General features: G+C 69.5%; 12 protein-coding genes. 3 read left to right on the top strand and 9 right to left on the bottom strand.

Annotated features, from left to right (window positions below):
- Window positions 1-18: 18 nt before the first annotated feature.
- From VGC56_RS07705 to VGC56_RS07670, 8 genes are all read right to left on the bottom strand, one after another.
- The gene (locus tag VGC56_RS07705) at window positions 19-831 is read right to left on the bottom strand and encodes a hypothetical protein (protein WP_464124297.1); all 813 of its coding nucleotides are present in this window, start codon (window positions 829-831) and stop codon (window positions 19-21) included.
- Complete coding sequence (locus VGC56_RS07700; protein ID WP_464124296.1) at window positions 828-2,393, bottom strand: hypothetical protein; 1,566 nt, start codon at window positions 2,391-2,393, stop codon at window positions 828-830. Before VGC56_RS07700 ends, VGC56_RS07705 begins: the two co-directional genes overlap by 4 nt.
- Before the next feature lie 81 nt (window positions 2,394-2,474).
- On the bottom strand, window positions 2,475-2,960 hold the full coding sequence (locus VGC56_RS07695; protein ID WP_464124295.1) for an OsmC family protein: 486 nt from the start codon (window positions 2,958-2,960) through the stop codon (window positions 2,475-2,477).
- Window position 2,961: 1 nt separating this feature from the next.
- On the bottom strand, window positions 2,962-3,606 hold the full coding sequence (locus tag VGC56_RS07690) for a glutathione S-transferase family protein (RefSeq protein ID WP_464124294.1): 645 nt from the start codon (window positions 3,604-3,606) through the stop codon (window positions 2,962-2,964).
- A 48-nt stretch (window positions 3,607-3,654) separates the two neighbouring features.
- Window positions 3,655-5,766 (bottom strand): TonB-dependent receptor, encoded by a 2,112-nt coding sequence (locus VGC56_RS07685; protein ID WP_464124293.1) that lies wholly within the window; start codon window positions 5,764-5,766, stop codon window positions 3,655-3,657.
- Window positions 5,767-5,871: 105 nt separating this feature from the next.
- Window positions 5,872-7,191, bottom strand: coding sequence for a DEAD/DEAH box helicase (locus tag VGC56_RS07680; protein ID WP_464124292.1), 1,320 nt, complete (start codon window positions 7,189-7,191; stop codon window positions 5,872-5,874).
- A gap of 1,057 nt (window positions 7,192-8,248) precedes the next feature.
- A complete protein-coding gene (locus VGC56_RS07675; protein WP_464124291.1) occupies window positions 8,249-8,797 on the bottom strand; it encodes a hypothetical protein in 549 nt (182 codons plus the stop codon).
- 25 nt (window positions 8,798-8,822) lie between these two features.
- Complete coding sequence (locus VGC56_RS07670) at window positions 8,823-9,062, bottom strand: WGxxGxxG family protein (RefSeq protein WP_464124290.1); 240 nt, start codon at window positions 9,060-9,062, stop codon at window positions 8,823-8,825.
- Window positions 9,063-9,250: 188 nt separating this feature from the next.
- On the opposite strand from VGC56_RS07670, the gene VGC56_RS07665 reads away from it, so the two are divergent.
- From VGC56_RS07665 to VGC56_RS07655, 3 genes are read left to right on the top strand one after another with little or no spacing between them, the layout of a single operon-like run.
- The gene (locus VGC56_RS07665) at window positions 9,251-10,801 is read left to right on the top strand and encodes a DUF4153 domain-containing protein (protein ID WP_464124289.1); all 1,551 of its coding nucleotides are present in this window, start codon (window positions 9,251-9,253) and stop codon (window positions 10,799-10,801) included.
- Between the two features lie 5 nt (window positions 10,802-10,806).
- The gene (locus tag VGC56_RS07660) at window positions 10,807-11,523 is read left to right on the top strand and encodes a response regulator transcription factor (RefSeq protein WP_464124288.1); all 717 of its coding nucleotides are present in this window, start codon (window positions 10,807-10,809) and stop codon (window positions 11,521-11,523) included.
- Window positions 11,520-13,094: a sensor histidine kinase gene (locus VGC56_RS07655; protein ID WP_464124287.1), complete on the top strand. Its 1,575-nt coding sequence runs from the start codon at window positions 11,520-11,522 to the stop codon at window positions 13,092-13,094. The genes VGC56_RS07660 and VGC56_RS07655 overlap by 4 nt, the downstream gene beginning before the upstream one ends.
- Window positions 13,095-13,220: 126 nt before the next feature.
- On the opposite strand, the gene VGC56_RS07650 is transcribed toward VGC56_RS07655, so the two are convergent.
- Window positions 13,221-15,230, bottom strand: coding sequence for an ATP-binding protein (locus VGC56_RS07650; protein WP_464124286.1), 2,010 nt, complete (start codon window positions 15,228-15,230; stop codon window positions 13,221-13,223).
- Between the last annotated feature and the right edge of the window lie 25 nt (window positions 15,231-15,255).

The raw sequence follows: 15,255 nt of genomic DNA, 5'->3' as shown, positions 1-15,255 counted from the left end.
CGGTGCCGTTCCCGTCGCTCAGTCGGCAGCGGAGTAGCCGGGAGCCGTGACGCGGACTTCGGCCCCGGCCTTCTCAAGCCAACGTTTCCATTCTCCGCGCATTTCGGGTGTCTGGAGGCGGGTGGCGCGGGCATTGCCGATTTCGAAGAACTCGGCATGGACGTTGCGAAGGAGGCCCTCCGGCGCATCCTTCAACCTAAGGTTCCTCGTCCAGTAGATGCTCGATTCGAGCCCATCCGTGATGAGCACCAGCGTACGCGCCTTCCCCTGCCAGTGGAGCTCCGGGTCGCTGGCTGCGCGGATCACCTGGTCGGTAATCGGTGAGGTCTTCGAATCCGGTACCTCCTCGAGCTTCTTGACCTCTGTGTCGAGGGCCTTCTCGAAGCCCTGATATTGCTCCTCCAGCAACTGTGCGCCCTCGTCGAGGGACGCTGTCGATGAGCGACCCGGCAGACATTTGTTGAAAATGGGCTGGAGCGGAGTGGCCACATCACCCCCGAACGGGACGATCGTCACGCGGCTGTAACGCGGCATCGCATTGACCGCGTCCCGGATACGCGCCTTGATGCGCTCGGCATTCTCGTGCGTCAGGCGGTCGGTTTCATCGATCAGGAACAGGGCAGCCTGCGGCCCCGGGACGTTGGTGAGGCAATTGTCCTTGTCGACTTCCCGGGCACTGCGGCTCTGCGCGTAGCGATAGCCAAAGAAGCCGAGCGCGCCGAGGATGACGAGGGCGAGGACGGCGAATAACATAGTCGATGCGCCACCGCCCGTTCCCCCTCCGCGGTGGTGAGCGCCGGGCCGGCCGCCGGAGCTATATTTGCCCATCACGCCGCTCCTTGGGTGAGCCAGGTGACGTTGCCGGACTGATCGGCCGCGCGCTCGATCCTGCCCTTGCCGCTCCACTCCCGATACTTCGCCTCCACCAGCTCCGTGCAGCGGCGCTCGAGTTCCTCGCACGTGGCGACGCCGCGTTCGGACATTCCTTTTCGGCAGCGGTCGATCGTCGTCTGCTTGATGTCGTCCCAGTCTTCCAAAGCCCGCGCCCGGGCGCGAAACTCCGCCAGCCGAAGGTCGAACTTTGCCATAGGCGCGGCATAATCGACCGTCAGAACCGTCGGCTCCACAGGGACGTATTCACGAACGACGCTGATCAGCAGCCGCGCCGCATCCTTGACGTCCTTCAGATTGTCGCGAAGCTGATCGACGACGTTCTCGTAGTTCATCGCCAGTTCCTTGATCGGAATGATTGTCGCCTCGATCAGCCCCGGCGCGCCGTCGACCGCCTTGACGGCCTCGTCGGCATAATGACGAGCCGCTTCCCCCATGCCGATCCGAACTTCCTCCATCTCCCCTTCGGCGCGATCCGCGGAGAGCCGGTGATGGCGCAGCCTGGGGAAGTGGCCCATCGTATCGACAAACTTGCGATAGACGCCCGCGATGACGGCGATGGAGAAGAAGAAATAGGCGAGCGCGGGCAGGTCGAGCAGCCCGGAAAAGGGATGCACCTGTACCTCCCGTGCGGCCGCGGCGAACATGTGCGTCTCGCCGGCCTCTCCTGCCATGCGCGCGAGCGTCAGGAGCAGGAGGTAGTAAAAGGTCGTGAGCAGGAGAATGACCGCGCCGACTCGTCCGAACCAGCCGTGGCCTTCCGCTTTGCGGTTCGCGAACTGGTAGCAGAGGCCGAACGCCACGCCGAGAATGATCGTGGTGACGGAAAGCAGAATGGCGAGAGCCGCACCGCCGATGATGCCGCTGCGCTGCGAGCCTGAAAAGAAGGCCGTGTTGAGAAGGAATTCGAAGATCGTGATCGCTGCGATCAGGTAAATCGACTGCCGGGTCAGCGGTTTGCCCCAATGGAGCGTACGCTCCAGATGATTGTCTTCGCAGAAATTCTCCAGCGCCACGCGCTTGCGCACGAATCCCGTGGCGGCCGGACCGAACTCGCTGTTGACGTCGTTAAGGACCTTGTCGAGCTCAGCCTCCAGCCGCGCCTCGATTTCGGCGGGCCGGCATTTCCTGAGACAATTCTCCTCCTGCTCCAGATAACCGTCCAGCGGATCGAGTTCCGCATCGGCTTCGTTCGCAGCATCGCGGACATATTTGTCGAGCTGCCCGTCGATGCCGGCGATGAGTGCGTCGGCGGAGCCGCCGTTTCCGGCGAGGCCCTTGGCGCGTTTTTCCACCTTCAGGCGCCGGTCGATGGAGGTTGCGATCGGCGAACCCAGGAAGGGATTGGGCCCGCCGCGGAACAGGTCAACGAAGAACTGGACGATGCCGGATCGCGGCCTCACCATCGGTGCCTTGGTGAACGAACGCCGCTTCGTCCTGTCGACAAACGGTACGTAGGTGACGAAGTAATTCCCCGTCTGGCTATTCTTCTGAATTCCCATGTTTCGCCCCGCCCAAGCGCCGGACCCCGAATCGGCGCTGGAGGATAGTCGCCAAACGGGCGCGGCGTGGCGAAGGGTAAATCATCCGAAGCGGTGTCTGAAACGGAGATACCGCTGCTCGACGACGATCTCGGCCTTGAGCGAGGAGGCGATGAAGCAGCGTTCGTGCGCCTCGTGGTGGAGGCGTTCGAGCGCCGCGGCGTCGGGCGCCTCGCCGGCGAATTCGACGCGCGGCTTCAGCACGATGCGGGTGATGGCGAGCCTGCCGTCGCTGCCGCGGCCGAGCGTGCCCACCGCATCGTCCCGGTACGACGCCACGTCGAGCCCGGCCTGCCGCGCGAGATCGAGGAACCACAGCATATGGCAGGACGAGGCGGAGGCGACGAGCAGCTCCTCCGGGTCGACGCCGGCCGGGTCCGACATCGGCTCCGGCACCACCTGCGGCGACGAGGAGCCCGGCACGACCGCGCCGCCGTCGAACCGCAGGCTATGCGCCCGGCTGTAGCGGTTCTCGGTGAAGGCACCGCCCGCGGCGGTCCATTCCACCGTCGCGCGATGCGCGCTCATCTCAGGCCGCCTTGGCGAAGAAGGCGCGCTCCCGCTCGATCCAGGCGGCGAAGCTCGGCCGGGCGAGGATCGCGTCGACATAGGCCCGCGCCTTCGGCCAGCGTGCCGCATCGACCTGGACGTCCATGTGGCCGAGGTTCACGAACGGGCTGGCGACGGCGATGTCGGCCAGCGTCAGCCGGTCCTCGACGAGGAAGCCGCTCGCCGGCACGATGGTCTCGAGATAATCGAGGATCGGCGGCAGCTCTTCCTTCTCGGCCTGGTCGGCGAGTGCGAGATCGCCCTCGCGCCCGAGGAAGCGCGGCGCGACGACGCGGTTGAAGAACATCTTGCCGCCGCAGCCCATCACGATCGTGTCGCCGAACTCGTCGAACCAGATCGTCCGCGCCCGCGCCCGCGGCTCGGCGGGGATGAGGTTCGGCTCGGGGAACTTGGCCTCGAGATAATGGACGATCGCGGACGAATCGCAGATCGAGAAGTCGCCGTCCTTGAAGCCAGGCATCTTGCGGAACGGGCTCGCCGCGCAGAAATCCGGATCCTCGGAGCCGAGCCCCATGCTCCGCAATTCCAGCTCAAGCCCCTTTTCGGCGCCGAAGGCGAGCACCTTGCGCACGAACGGCGATATCGACGAGCCGAAGACGATCATGGCAGCCTCCCCTTTAGTTGCATGTGAAAACGTATCTGCCACGGACCCTCACGGCAAGCCCTGGAAGCTGAGGCCAATCCATATGGTACGCGGCGTCGCCCGCTCGACGATGCCGTCGCCGCTGATGCCGGCATCGACGCGCTTGTCGGCGAGGTTCTGGGCGCGCGCCTCGATGGCGACGCCGCGCCCCACGGGAAACCGCGCGGCGGCGTCGAGGGTGAAGGCGCCGGGCAGGCGTTGGCGGTTCAAATCGTCTTCGAACTGGCTGGAGACGTAGCGGCCGGTGAGCGAGGCTTCGGCGTGGCGGGGGCCGCGCCAGGCGAGGGTGGCGGTGCCGGTGCTGCGCGGCGTCTGCGCGGGCCGAAGGCCGTCGAGCGGCGCGGCGAGGCCGGAGGCGCGGACGCTCGCATCGGCGAAGGACCAGCCGGCGGAGAGGCGCCACGGGCCATGGTCGACGCTGCCGTCCAGTTCGACGCCGCGCGAGAGGATCGCGTCGATATTCTGCCGCTGGCGATAGACCCCGCCGGCCGCGACGAAGCCGACGCCGGGAAAGGTGCCCGGCCCCTTGCCCATCGTCACGTTGGCGATGCCGTCCTCGAGCCGGTTGACGAAGGCGGTGAGGCCGATGCGGGCATGGGGCGCGGGTCGCCAGTCGAGCCCCGCCTCCGCGCCCTTCACCCGCTCCGGCGCGAGGAAGGGATTGGCGGCGGTGGCGTCGGTGCCGGCTCGGAAGGGGCGGTAGAGCTCGTTCAGCGTCGGCAGCCGCCAGCCGGCATAAGCGGCTGCGCGGAGGGTCAGCCCTCGCACAGCCCGCCACGCGACGCCGGCGCGGCCGGTCGGCTGCCAGCCGCCGCGGTCCGGATAAGGCGAATTGGTGATGAGCGCGTTCGTCGCCAGCAGCCGCTCGTACAGCGCGCCGTTCGACAAGTCCCACCGGTCGAGGCGTCCGCTCGCCGTGAGGGTCAGGGCGTCGGAGGTCCACGTCCCTTCGGCAAAGCCGCCGAGGGTGCGGGCATGGCCGCCGGCGGCGCGGATGCGGGTGGGCGTGTCGCCGGAATAGGAGAAGAGCTCGCGGCTCACCCCGTCCATGTCGCGCCAGTCGCCGCCGAGGCGCAGCTCGACGTGCTCGCCCACACGCGGCCGCCATTCGGCGCGCGCGCCGAGGCCGGTCGAGGGAACGCTATATTGCTCCGAGGCGCGGGTGACGCTGGTGCGGGCGGCGTTGACGCTGGCGAAGCTGTTGAAGAAGTCGCGGCTCTGGACGTAGGCGAGCGCGCTCCAGCGGCGGCCGACGAGACGCAGCGAGGCGTCGGCGCCGGTGGTGGAGATGCCGCTGAGCCGCGTGCCGCGCTCGCGATAGTCGGTGAAGCCGAGCCCGCTCGCCTGCAGCTCGACACCACCGGGGAGCGGCACCACGGCGCGGGCGGCGACGCTCGCCTGCTCGTAGGGCGACGGCTGGTCGACGGGGCCCTGCTGCTCGGGGACGATCGGAATGAAGCCCGAGCCGCGGGCGTAGGCGCCGGAAAGGCTGGCGAACCCGCCGCCGATCTGTTCGCCCAGCGCCGCGCGCGCCTCGAGGCTGTCGCGGCTGCCGTACAGGGCTCCGGCGCGCAGGCCGCGGAAGGTGTCGGGACCGGCGCTGTCGAGCTCGATCGTGCCGGCGAGCGCGCCCGGCCCCTCGACGCCGGAGCCGCCGCCGCGAGTGACCCGCACCGCCCCAAGGCGATAGGGATCGTAGGCCGGCCAGCTCACCCAGCCGCCGAACGGGTCGCTCTGCGGCACGCCGTCGAGGAGGAGGAGCGCGCGGCTCGACGCGTTGCCGCCCAGCGCCCGCAGGGTCGCGCCCTGGCTGGTGGGGTTCGCGCTGGAGGCGTCGGAGCGGCGGAAGAGCTGGAAGCCCGGCACGTCGCGCAGCACGTCCTCGAGCCGCTGTGCCGTCTCGAGCCGCTCGCGCGGCACCTCGATGACGTCGAGCACCCCCTCCCCCGTCCCCGGAGCGAGGCCATGGCCGGTAACGACGATATTCTGCTCGGGCTGCGGCGGCGGCTGGGCAACCTGGTGCTCCGGCTGCGCGGGCGCCGACGTCGGGGCCGGCTCCTGCGCGAGGGCGGGCGCCGACGCGGTCAGCAACAGAAAGGGCAGGAGCAGCGGGCGCGTCACCGCGCCGCCCTACTCCCGCCCTCCGCTCCCCGGAAAGGGAGTGACGCGAATTTAATGCGATCCCCGTCCTCGCCGTCCGCGCAGCGGATGGGGGAGGACTGGGTGTTACCGCCCGGAGGCGCGGCGCCTGGCGCGGTTGGTCTTTGGGGCGCCGGCCGAGCCGAAGCTCGGGCGGCGGCTGCGGGGGCGGCGGACGCGGTTGCGGTCCTCGCGCTCCTCGCTGCGGGCCGCGCGGGGCGGCTCGGCCGGACGCGCCGCCTTGATGCGGGCCGCCTCGGCGGTGAAGCCCTGCGGCAGCGGCACGATCTCGACCTGCTGGCGGGTCAGCTTCTCGATGCCCTTCAGGTACGCGCGCTCATCCTCGGCGCAGAACGCGACGGCGACGCCAGCGGCGCCCGCGCGCGCCGTCCGCCCGATGCGGTGGACATATTGCTCGGGCACGTTCGGCAGGTCGAAGTTGATGACGTGGCTGACGCCCGAGACGTCGATGCCGCGCGCGGCGATGTCGGTCGCGATCAGGATCTTGACCTTGCCCGACTTGAACTCGGCCAGCGCCCGCTCGCGCTGCGGCTGGCTCTTGTTGCCGTGGATCGCGTTGGACGCGATCCCCGAGGCATTCAATTGCTTAACGACGCGGTCAGCGCCGTGCTTGGTCCGCGAGAAGATCAGCACCCGGTCCATATTGCCCTTCTCGCCGAAGCCGACCCGCAGCATGATGGTGAGAAGCGCGGGCTTCTCCGCCTGCTGGACGAAGGTGACATACTGGTCGATCTTCTCCACGGTCGTCGCCGACGGCGTCACCGCGACCTGCGCCGGATCGGTGAGGAAGCGGTCGGCCAGCTCCTTGATCGCCTTCGGCATCGTCGCCGAGAAGAACAGGGTCTGGCGCTGCGCCGGGAGCAGCTTCACGATCGCCTTCAGGGCGTGGATGAAACCGAGGTCGAGCATCTGGTCCGCCTCGTCGAGAACGAGGATCTCGACGCCGCGAAGCATCAGATAGCCCTGCTCGATGAGGTCGAGGAGGCGGCCCGGCGTGGCGACGAGGATGTCGACGCCGCGGCTGACGTCCTGCCGGTTCTTGTTGATCGACGTGCCGCCGAACACGGTGGCGACGCTCATGTGGCTGAAGTGCGAGTAAGCGCGGGCGCTCTCGGCGATCTGCGAGGCGAGTTCGCGGGTGGGCGCGAGGACGAGCATCCGGCAGGTCCGCGGCTGCGGCCGCTTCTTGGACGCGGTCAGCCGGTCGATCGACGGCAGCATGAAGGCCGCCGTCTTGCCGGTGCCGGTCTGGGCGATGCCGAGCAGGTCGCGGCCCTTGAGCAAAGTCGGGATAGCCTGCGCCTGAATCGGCGTCGCCTCGCTATATTCCTTGAGCGCGAGCGCCTGGAGGACGGGCTGCGAAAGCCCGAGATTTTGAAAAGACATGTGTAGACTCACTAATGTGCGGCGTCCCTCGGGCAGCCCAAATGGCGCGCGGAAACGCGGCGGGTTAAGCGGGCCCCCATGAAAGTACGACTTTCATGCGAACCCTGGTGACCCGCGTGAAAAGGGAAACCTTTGGAATTACGAAGCGGAGCCGGGGCGCACCTGCGCCTGTTCACGCTGCATGGCGCTTCGCTGAGAGCCATGTGGGGGGAAAGCCTTAAGAAGTCAACAAGGAGGGCACTGCCCGAAGTCGGACGTTAACGCCCGCGGCGCATAACAAGCCGCGCCGTCGAGCGGGAGGTGACATGCAACGAAACTGGGTCCTCGCAGCCGCTGTGACCACCCTCGGGTCGGCAAGCGTGCCGGCGTCTGCATGCCGCATCGCCGCCCCGCTCGACGTCAACGACGTGCGTTATGCCGATCTAGTCGTGGTGGGCCGGGTCAGCCATTACCGTATCGTCCGAGACCTCGCGTCTCGCCGCAAGATGCTGGCCGCTCCGGCGCTCCCGCCGGACAGGCGGAAATTCTATGATGGCCCGCACCTTCTCCTCCCGGATTATGCGCGCTTCGTCATCACGGTCGACCGCGTGCTCGCCGGCAGCGCAGCCAGGCGCCTTAACGCGACCTGGGACAATTCGACTTTCCCGGAGCCCGAGACGATACCTACCGGGCCTTTCCTCATCGCGTTGCGCCGCCCGGCTTCCGGAATCCCTCCGCTTCGCGGGCCGAGCGCCACCATCATGCCCAACCGAGAGCCAAAGTCTTTAGCGGTACTGCAGGCACCTTGCTCCAGCCCGTTCCTGTTCGAGAGCACGAGCAAGGAAGCGCGCGCCGTCCAGCGGATCCTCGATAGCCGGCGGCGAGAGGGCCGAGCGATAGTGTCGATCACCGCGGCGACCCCACGCAGAGCGCTGTCTCGCGTGCGTCGACCGCCCACAACCGTTCGCCCTGACCTTGTCGAGGAGTTGTCCTCCTTCTCTCCGGGAGCAAGACAGGAAAGGGTTTCGACAGGCTCAGCCCGAACGGAGGAGGGTGTTCAAGCCACGGCGAACCCGCCTCAGCTGCGGCGGTTGCCGCGGAGCATCGGCACCAGGCCGGCGAGGCCGAGGAGGCCCAATATGCCCCAGGGGAAGCCGCGCTGACGCTGGACCTGCGGGTTGCCGTAGGAGGTGTCGACCGCTCCGTTGCCGATGCCGCTCCCGGGGGTGCCGAGGCCGCCGCCGGCCCCGGTTCCGGCACCGCCGGCTCCCGCGCCACCGGTTCCCGCGCCGGCACCGCCGGTACCCGTACCGCCCGCGCCGCCTGCGGCTCCGGTCGCTCCGGCACCGCCGGCGCCCGCGCCTGTACCACCGGTCGCTCCGGCTCCGCCCGCGCCCGCTCCGGCACCGCCTCCACCGGCTCCCGTGCCGCCGCCGGCGGGAGCCGTCGCGCCCGGAGTCGCCGTGCTGCCGCCGGCGCCCGTTCCGCCTGCGCCGCCGGTTCCGCCGGCCGCACCGGCGCCGCCGCCAGCACCGCCGGCACCGCCGCCGCCCTGGGCCGCCGCGAGGGCGGGGCTGAGGATCAGCAGGCTGGCCGCCGCGGCGGCCGTCAGCACGTTCGTCTTCATGATCTTCCTCCTGTTCGCCGTCGCGTCAGATGGCGTGGTGATAATCGGGGCGGCGCCGCAGGCCGGCGAGGCCGAGCAGGCCGACGAGGCCGATCCAGTTCCAGTCGAAGCTGTTGTCCTGCCCTTCCGACTGCCGCTCCTGCGTTTCGGTGGCGACGCCGGGATCGCGGCGGCCGACCTGCTGCGCCGACGCCGGCCCCGCGGCCACCGTCAGAGCGACCGCCCACGCCGCCGCGGCGAAGGCTCGCCTGCTTGAAGATAACATGTGATAACCTCCTGTGTTAAAAGAGGAATTTGATCTCTCTCAGCCTGCTCCCGGTAACGGATTGCCGCTTCCGCTGTTCCGGCCCTGCACCGTTTCTGCACAGCTCCGGCGCGCGCTTTCCTTCGCGGCCGCCGCTCCGCCTGCACGCCTCTGCCGCATCCCCCCAGGCAATCGACGAGGAGATGCCCATGGAGATCGCCGCCCCCTTCCCCGCGGCCGCCCGGCCCGCCGCGCCCGGCCGGTTCAGCTACCGCGCCAAGGCCGCCAGCCTGCTTGTACTGGTCGCGGCCGCCGACTGGCTGTTCTTCGACGGCGGCGGCGGCTCGACCTGGGGAGCGTGGGCGTTCGCTCTGCTGGTCCTAGTCCTCGCGCTGACGCCGCCGGCGCGGCTCGGTGGGAGCCGCTTCGCTGCAGGCGCCGCTTTGCTCTTCGCGATCGCGCTGGCGTGGAATCCGTCGGCGCTCGCGCTTTGCCTGTTTTGGGCGGCGGCGAGCCTCGCCGTGCTGCTGCCGAAGGCGAAGTTCGACGACGGCGAGCGATGGGCGATCCGCCTGGCGTGGCAGGCGCTGCGGACATTGATCCTCCCGGTGTCCGAATGGCTGCACTTGCGCGCCGCGCGTCGGCGCGTTCCCGGCGGCCGTGTCCGCGCGCACCTCCCCGCCCTGGTGCTCCCGGCGCTTGGCAGCGCGGTCTTCCTCGGCCTGTTCGCGCTCGCCAATCCGGTACTGGGAGACGCCTTCGCGCGCATCGACGTCACTTTGATCTTCGCGTCATTGAGCCTCTACCGGATCGGCTTCTGGCTGCTCTTCGCCCTGCCGCTCTGGGCGATGCTGCGGCCACGCGTGCTCCGCTTCGAGGCCCGGGGCGAAACCGCCGAAGCCATGCCCATCCCGGGAGTCAGCGCGGCGTCGGTGATGCTGTCGCTTCTCGCCTTCAACCTGATCTTCGCGCTGCAGAACGGCATGGACCTGGCGTTCCTGTGGAGCGGCGCCGGCCTTCCCGCCGGAATGACACTCGCCCATTACGCCCATCGCGGCGCCTATCCGCTGATCGCGACGGCGCTCCTCGCCGGGCTGTTCGTGCTGGTGACGCTGCGCCCCGGCTCACCGCTCGCAGCGATGCCGGCGCTGCGCCGTCTCGTCTATCTGTGGATCGCGCAGAACGTGCTGCTCGTCGCCTCGACGGTGCTGCGGACGCTCGATTATGTCGAAGCGTACTCGCTCACCCGGCTGCGCATCGCCGCCCTCCTCTGGATGGCGCTGGTCGCGGTGGGGCTGGTGCTGATCTGCTGGCGGATCTGGAAGGGGCGGAGCGGCGCATGGCTGATCAACGCCAATTGCGCCGCGGCGGCGGTGGCGCTCGCCGCCTGCGCCTTCGTGGACTTGGGCGCCGTCGCCGCCTCGTGGAACGTCCGCCACGCGCGGGAGGCCGGCGGCAAGGGCGCGGCGCTCGACATCTGCTACATGGCCGACCTCGGCGCCTCCGCGCTGCTGCCATTGACGGAGATGGAGCGGCGGCCGCTCGCCCCGTCGGCGCGGGCACGGGTGCAGTGGGTCCGGAACCTCATCCTCGACCGGATGGAGCCGCGGCAGGGCGACTGGCGGCAGTGGATTGCGCACGACGCCTATCGGCTTTTGCAGGCGCACATGGCCATCGCCGCTGGCCGCCTTCCCCGCACGACCGCGGCGCGGCAGCCGTGCAGCGCGTCTGCGCCTTTGACAGCCGCGCCCGGGAGGTGAGAGACATGAACGCGATGGGCCACAAGATCCTGATCGTCGACGACGACCCGCACATCCGCGAGGTGCTGAGCTTCGCGCTCGGCAAGGCGGGGATGGAGACCAGCGAAGCCGGCGACGGCGAGGCGGCGCTGGCGGCGGTCGGCCGCGCCCGCCCCGACCTCGTCGTTCTCGACATCAACATGCCGCGGATGGACGGCCTCGAAGTGTGCCGCCGGTTGCGCGCGGAAGGGGATCTTCCCATCCTCTTCCTCTCCTCCCGCGACGACGAGATCGATCGAGTCGTCGGCCTCGAACTCGGCGCCGACGATTATGTCGTGAAGCCGTTCAGCCCCCGCGAGGTGGTCGCCCGCGTCGGCGCGATCTTGAAGCGCGGTGGGCGGGCGCTGAGCGAGGCGGGGGCGAAGGGGCCGGTCGTCCAGAACCGGCTGCGGCTCGATCCGGAGGCATGGGAGGCGCGGTGGGACGGCGCCGAGGTGCCGGTGACCGTCACCGAGTTCCAGATGCTGCTGCTCCTGGCGAGCCTGCCGTCCAAGGTCTTCACCCGCGACGCGATCATCGACCGGCTCCACGGCCCCGGCTTCGCCATTACCGACAGGACCATCGACAGCCACATCCGCAACCTGCGCCACAAATTCGCGGCGCTCGGCGGCGCGGATCTGATCGAGACGCGGCCGGGCGTGGGCTACCGCATTGGCCGCTGCCAGGGCGGGCCCGCCGCTTGATCGGCGCGCTGAAGGAGGTTGCGAAGCGGCACTGGCCGGCGCTGCGGCTGCGCACCATCCTGTTCCTCAGCCTGCTCTTCGTCGCCGCCTTGCCAGGCGTCGGCGCGGTGTTCCTGCGGGTCTACGAGAACACCCTCGTCCAGCAGACGGAAGCGGAGCTGATCGCCGAAGGCGCGGTGCTCGCCGGGGCCTGGCGGGCGGACTGGCCGGCACCCCTGCCCCCGCCCTCCGAGCGGCTCGACCCGCAGCCGCCGCGGATCGACCTCAATGCCATGCCGCTCCTCCCCGCCCAACCGGCGGCGGTGCCGACGCCGCTGGTCGCCGTCGCCGAGGCGCGGGCGGCGGCGGTGAAGCTCGCGCCGGTGGTGCGGGAGGCCTCGCTCACCACCCTGGCGGCGACGCGGGTGCTGGACGCGCAGGGGATCGTCGTCCTCGGCGGCGATGACTTCCGCCGCAGCTATGCCGCGCTTCCCGAGGTCAGCCGCGCGCTCGCGGGGGAGACGACGACAGTGCTCCGCCGCCGCGCCGATTACGAACCACGCTACGCGCTCGAATGGCTGAGCCGCGCCTCCAGCATCCGCGTCCATTACACGCGGCCGGTATTGGCGGGTGGCAAGGTGATCGGCGTGCTGATGCTGTCGCGGAGCCCGCGCGGGCTGTTCGTCGGCGTCTACCAGGACCGCGGCAAGATCGCGCTCGGCGTCGCGCTGATCTTCCTCACTTTGGTGGTGCTCGCCGGCCTTCTCTCGCGCGGCATCTCGCGGCCGATCGACGCGCTCGCCGAAGCCACGGACAATGTCGCGCGCGGCCGGCTCACCGTACCCGAGCCGCCGCCGACCGCCGCCATCGAGATCCGCAGCCTCTACCTGAACTTCGCGGCGATGGCCGAGCGGATCGAGCGGCGCTCGCGCTACCTGCGCGACTTCGCCGCGGCGGTCAGCCACGAGCTCAAGACCCCGATCGCCGGCATCAAGGGCGCGCTGGAGCTGATCGAGGAGCATCCCGAGATGCGCGAGACGGAGCGCGCCCGCTTCCTCGCCAACGCCCGCGCCGACGCCGACCGCCTTTCCCACCTGCTCCGCCGCCTCCTCGACCTCGCCCGGGCCGACATGGCGGCGGCGCCCGAGGATGCGGCGAGCGACCTTGCCGCGGCCGTTCTCAAGGTCGCGGATGCGCACCGCGGCGAGACGCTGGCGGTCGCCGTGGACCTGGCGCCCCTCCCAGCGGTCGCGGCGCCGGAGGAGCTGATCGAAGCGGTGCTGGAGACTTTGGTCGAGAATAGCCGTCAGGCGGGCGCGACGGCGGTTCGTGTCACCGCCGCGGCCGAGGCGGCTCGGGTCCGCCTCACCCTCCGCGACGATGGCCCGGGCGTTCCCGCCGCGGATCACGAGCGCATCTTCGAGCCCTTCCACACCAGCCGACGCGCGGAGGGCGGCTCCGGCCTCGGCCTGGCCATCGCCCGCTCGCTGCTGGATGCGTGCGGCGGGACGATCAGGAGCGTGCCTGTGCCGGAAGGGGCGGCGTTCGAACTCTGCCTCCCCATCGCCAGATGGGGAGGGGGACCAGCGTAGCTGGTGGAGGGGTAAGTGAAGGTCACCAGAGGTGGATCACGAGAATCGCTTCTGCCCCGGCCCATACCCCTCCACCAGCTTCGCTGGTCCCCCTCCCCACCGCTTCGCGGAAGGGAGGCATAAGGGCTACTCGAACTCTAGAATGACGGCGTCGACCGCCAGGCTCTCGCCGGGCTTGGCGTCGACCTTCTTCACCACGCCCGCTTTCTCGGCGCGCAGGATGTTCTCCATCTTCATCGCCTCGACCACCGCGAGCGGCTGGCCGGCCTCGACCTTGTCGCCCTCACCCACATTGAGGGCTGTGAGCAGCCCGGGCATCGGGCAGATGAGGAATTTGGAGAGGTCCGGCGGCACCTTCTCGATCATGTGCCGCGACAGTTCGGCGACGTGCGGCGGCAGCACCTCCACCTTGTGCGACGCGCCGTGCGCCGTGAGGCGCCATTGGCGGCCGGCGCGGGCGACCTGGACGGTGCGCACGCGGCCGTCGATGCTGGCCTTCAAGAGCCGCTGGCCGGGCTGCCAACGGCCGATCAGCTCGCGCCCCTCGCCCTCGTTCACATAAGCCATGAGGCCGCCTTCAAACGCGTCGAACTGGATGGCGAAGCTCTCGCCGCCGATGCGTACGGAGCGGATCGGCGGTGGCAGCATGCGGGCGCCAAGCTGGCCCGAGACGTCGCAGGCGCGCATCTCGGTCTCTACGCCGAGCCAGGCGGCGATGACCGCCAGGTCCTCGATCAATCGGGCGTCGGCCGGCGCGCCGTGGAAGCCTTCAGGATATTCCTCGGCGATGAAGCCGGTGGTGATCGCGCCGGAGCGGAAGCGCGGGTGCTGCATCAGCGCCGAGAGGAAATCGACATTGTGGCCGATGCCCTCGACGACGAAGCTGTCGAGCGCGTCGACCTGCGCGTCGATCGCCGCCTCGCGGGTCGGCGCCCAGGTGACCAGCTTGGCGATCATCGGGTCGTAGAAGATGCTGACCTCGCCGCCCTCGAAGACACCGTCGTCCACGCGGACGACATGGTCGGCGTCGCGGGCCTCGCGCGGCGGCTGGTAGCGGACCAGGCGTCCCGTCGACGGCAGGAAGCCGCGATAGGGGTCCTCGGCATAGACCCGGTTCTCGATCGCCCAGCCATTGAGCTTCACGTCTTCCTGGCCGAACGGCAGAGGCTCGCCGGCGGCGACGCGGATCATCAGCTCGACGAGGTCGACCCCCGTCACCTCCTCGGTCACCGGGTGCTCGACCTGCAGCCGCGTGTTCATCTCGAGGAAGTAGAAGCTCTTGCCGCTGGTGTCGGCGCCACTGACGATGAGCTCGACTGTGCCGGCGCTGTAATAGCCAACCGCCCGGGCGAGGGCGACGGCCTGCTCTCCCATCGCCTTGCGCATCTCGGGCGTGACGAAGGGCGAAGGCGCTTCCTCGACCACCTTCTGGTGGCGGCGCTGGATCGAGCATTCGCGCTCGCCCAGATAGACGATGTTGCCGTGCTGGTCGCCGATCAGCTGGATCTCGATGTGGCGCGGGCTTTCTATGAACTTTTCGATGAACACGCGGTCGTCGCCGAAGCTGGCGAGGCCCTCGCGCTTGGTCGCCTCGAAGCCTTCGCGCACGTCCTGCTCGGCCCAGGCGAGGCGCATGCCCTTGCCGCCGCCGCCGGCGGAGGCCTTCATCATCACCGGATAGCCGACCTCGCCGGCGATCCGCACCGCGTCCTCGGTGGAGGCGATGTCGCCGAGGAAGCCCGGGACGACATTGACCCCCGACGCCTTCGCCAGCTTTTTCGATTCGATCTTGTCGCCCATCGCCGCGATCGCGTTCGGCGGCGGCCCGATGAACGCGATCCCCGCCTCCGCCAGCGCCCGCGCGAAGCTCTCCCGCTCGGAGAGGAAACCATAGCCGGGATGCACCGCCTCGGCGCCGGTCTCCCTGCAGGCGGTGATGATCAGCTCGGCGTTGAGGTAGCTTTCAGCAGCGGGCGGCGGCCCCAGCCGCACGCTCTCGTCCGCCATCCGCACATGCGGCGCGCGCGCGTCGGCATCGGAATAGACGGCGACCGTCTTGATGCCCATCTTCCTAGCGGTGCGAATGACCCGGCAGGCAATCTCGCCCCGGTTGGCGATCAGGATCTTGGAAAACATCAGGGCCTCCACGGCCTAATAAGGA

Origin of the sequence: Allosphingosinicella sp., from assembly GCF_036403745.1 — a bacterium.
GTDB lineage: Bacteria > Pseudomonadota > Alphaproteobacteria > Sphingomonadales > Sphingomonadaceae > Allosphingosinicella.
This window is presented reverse-complemented; position numbering and strand designations above follow the sequence as displayed.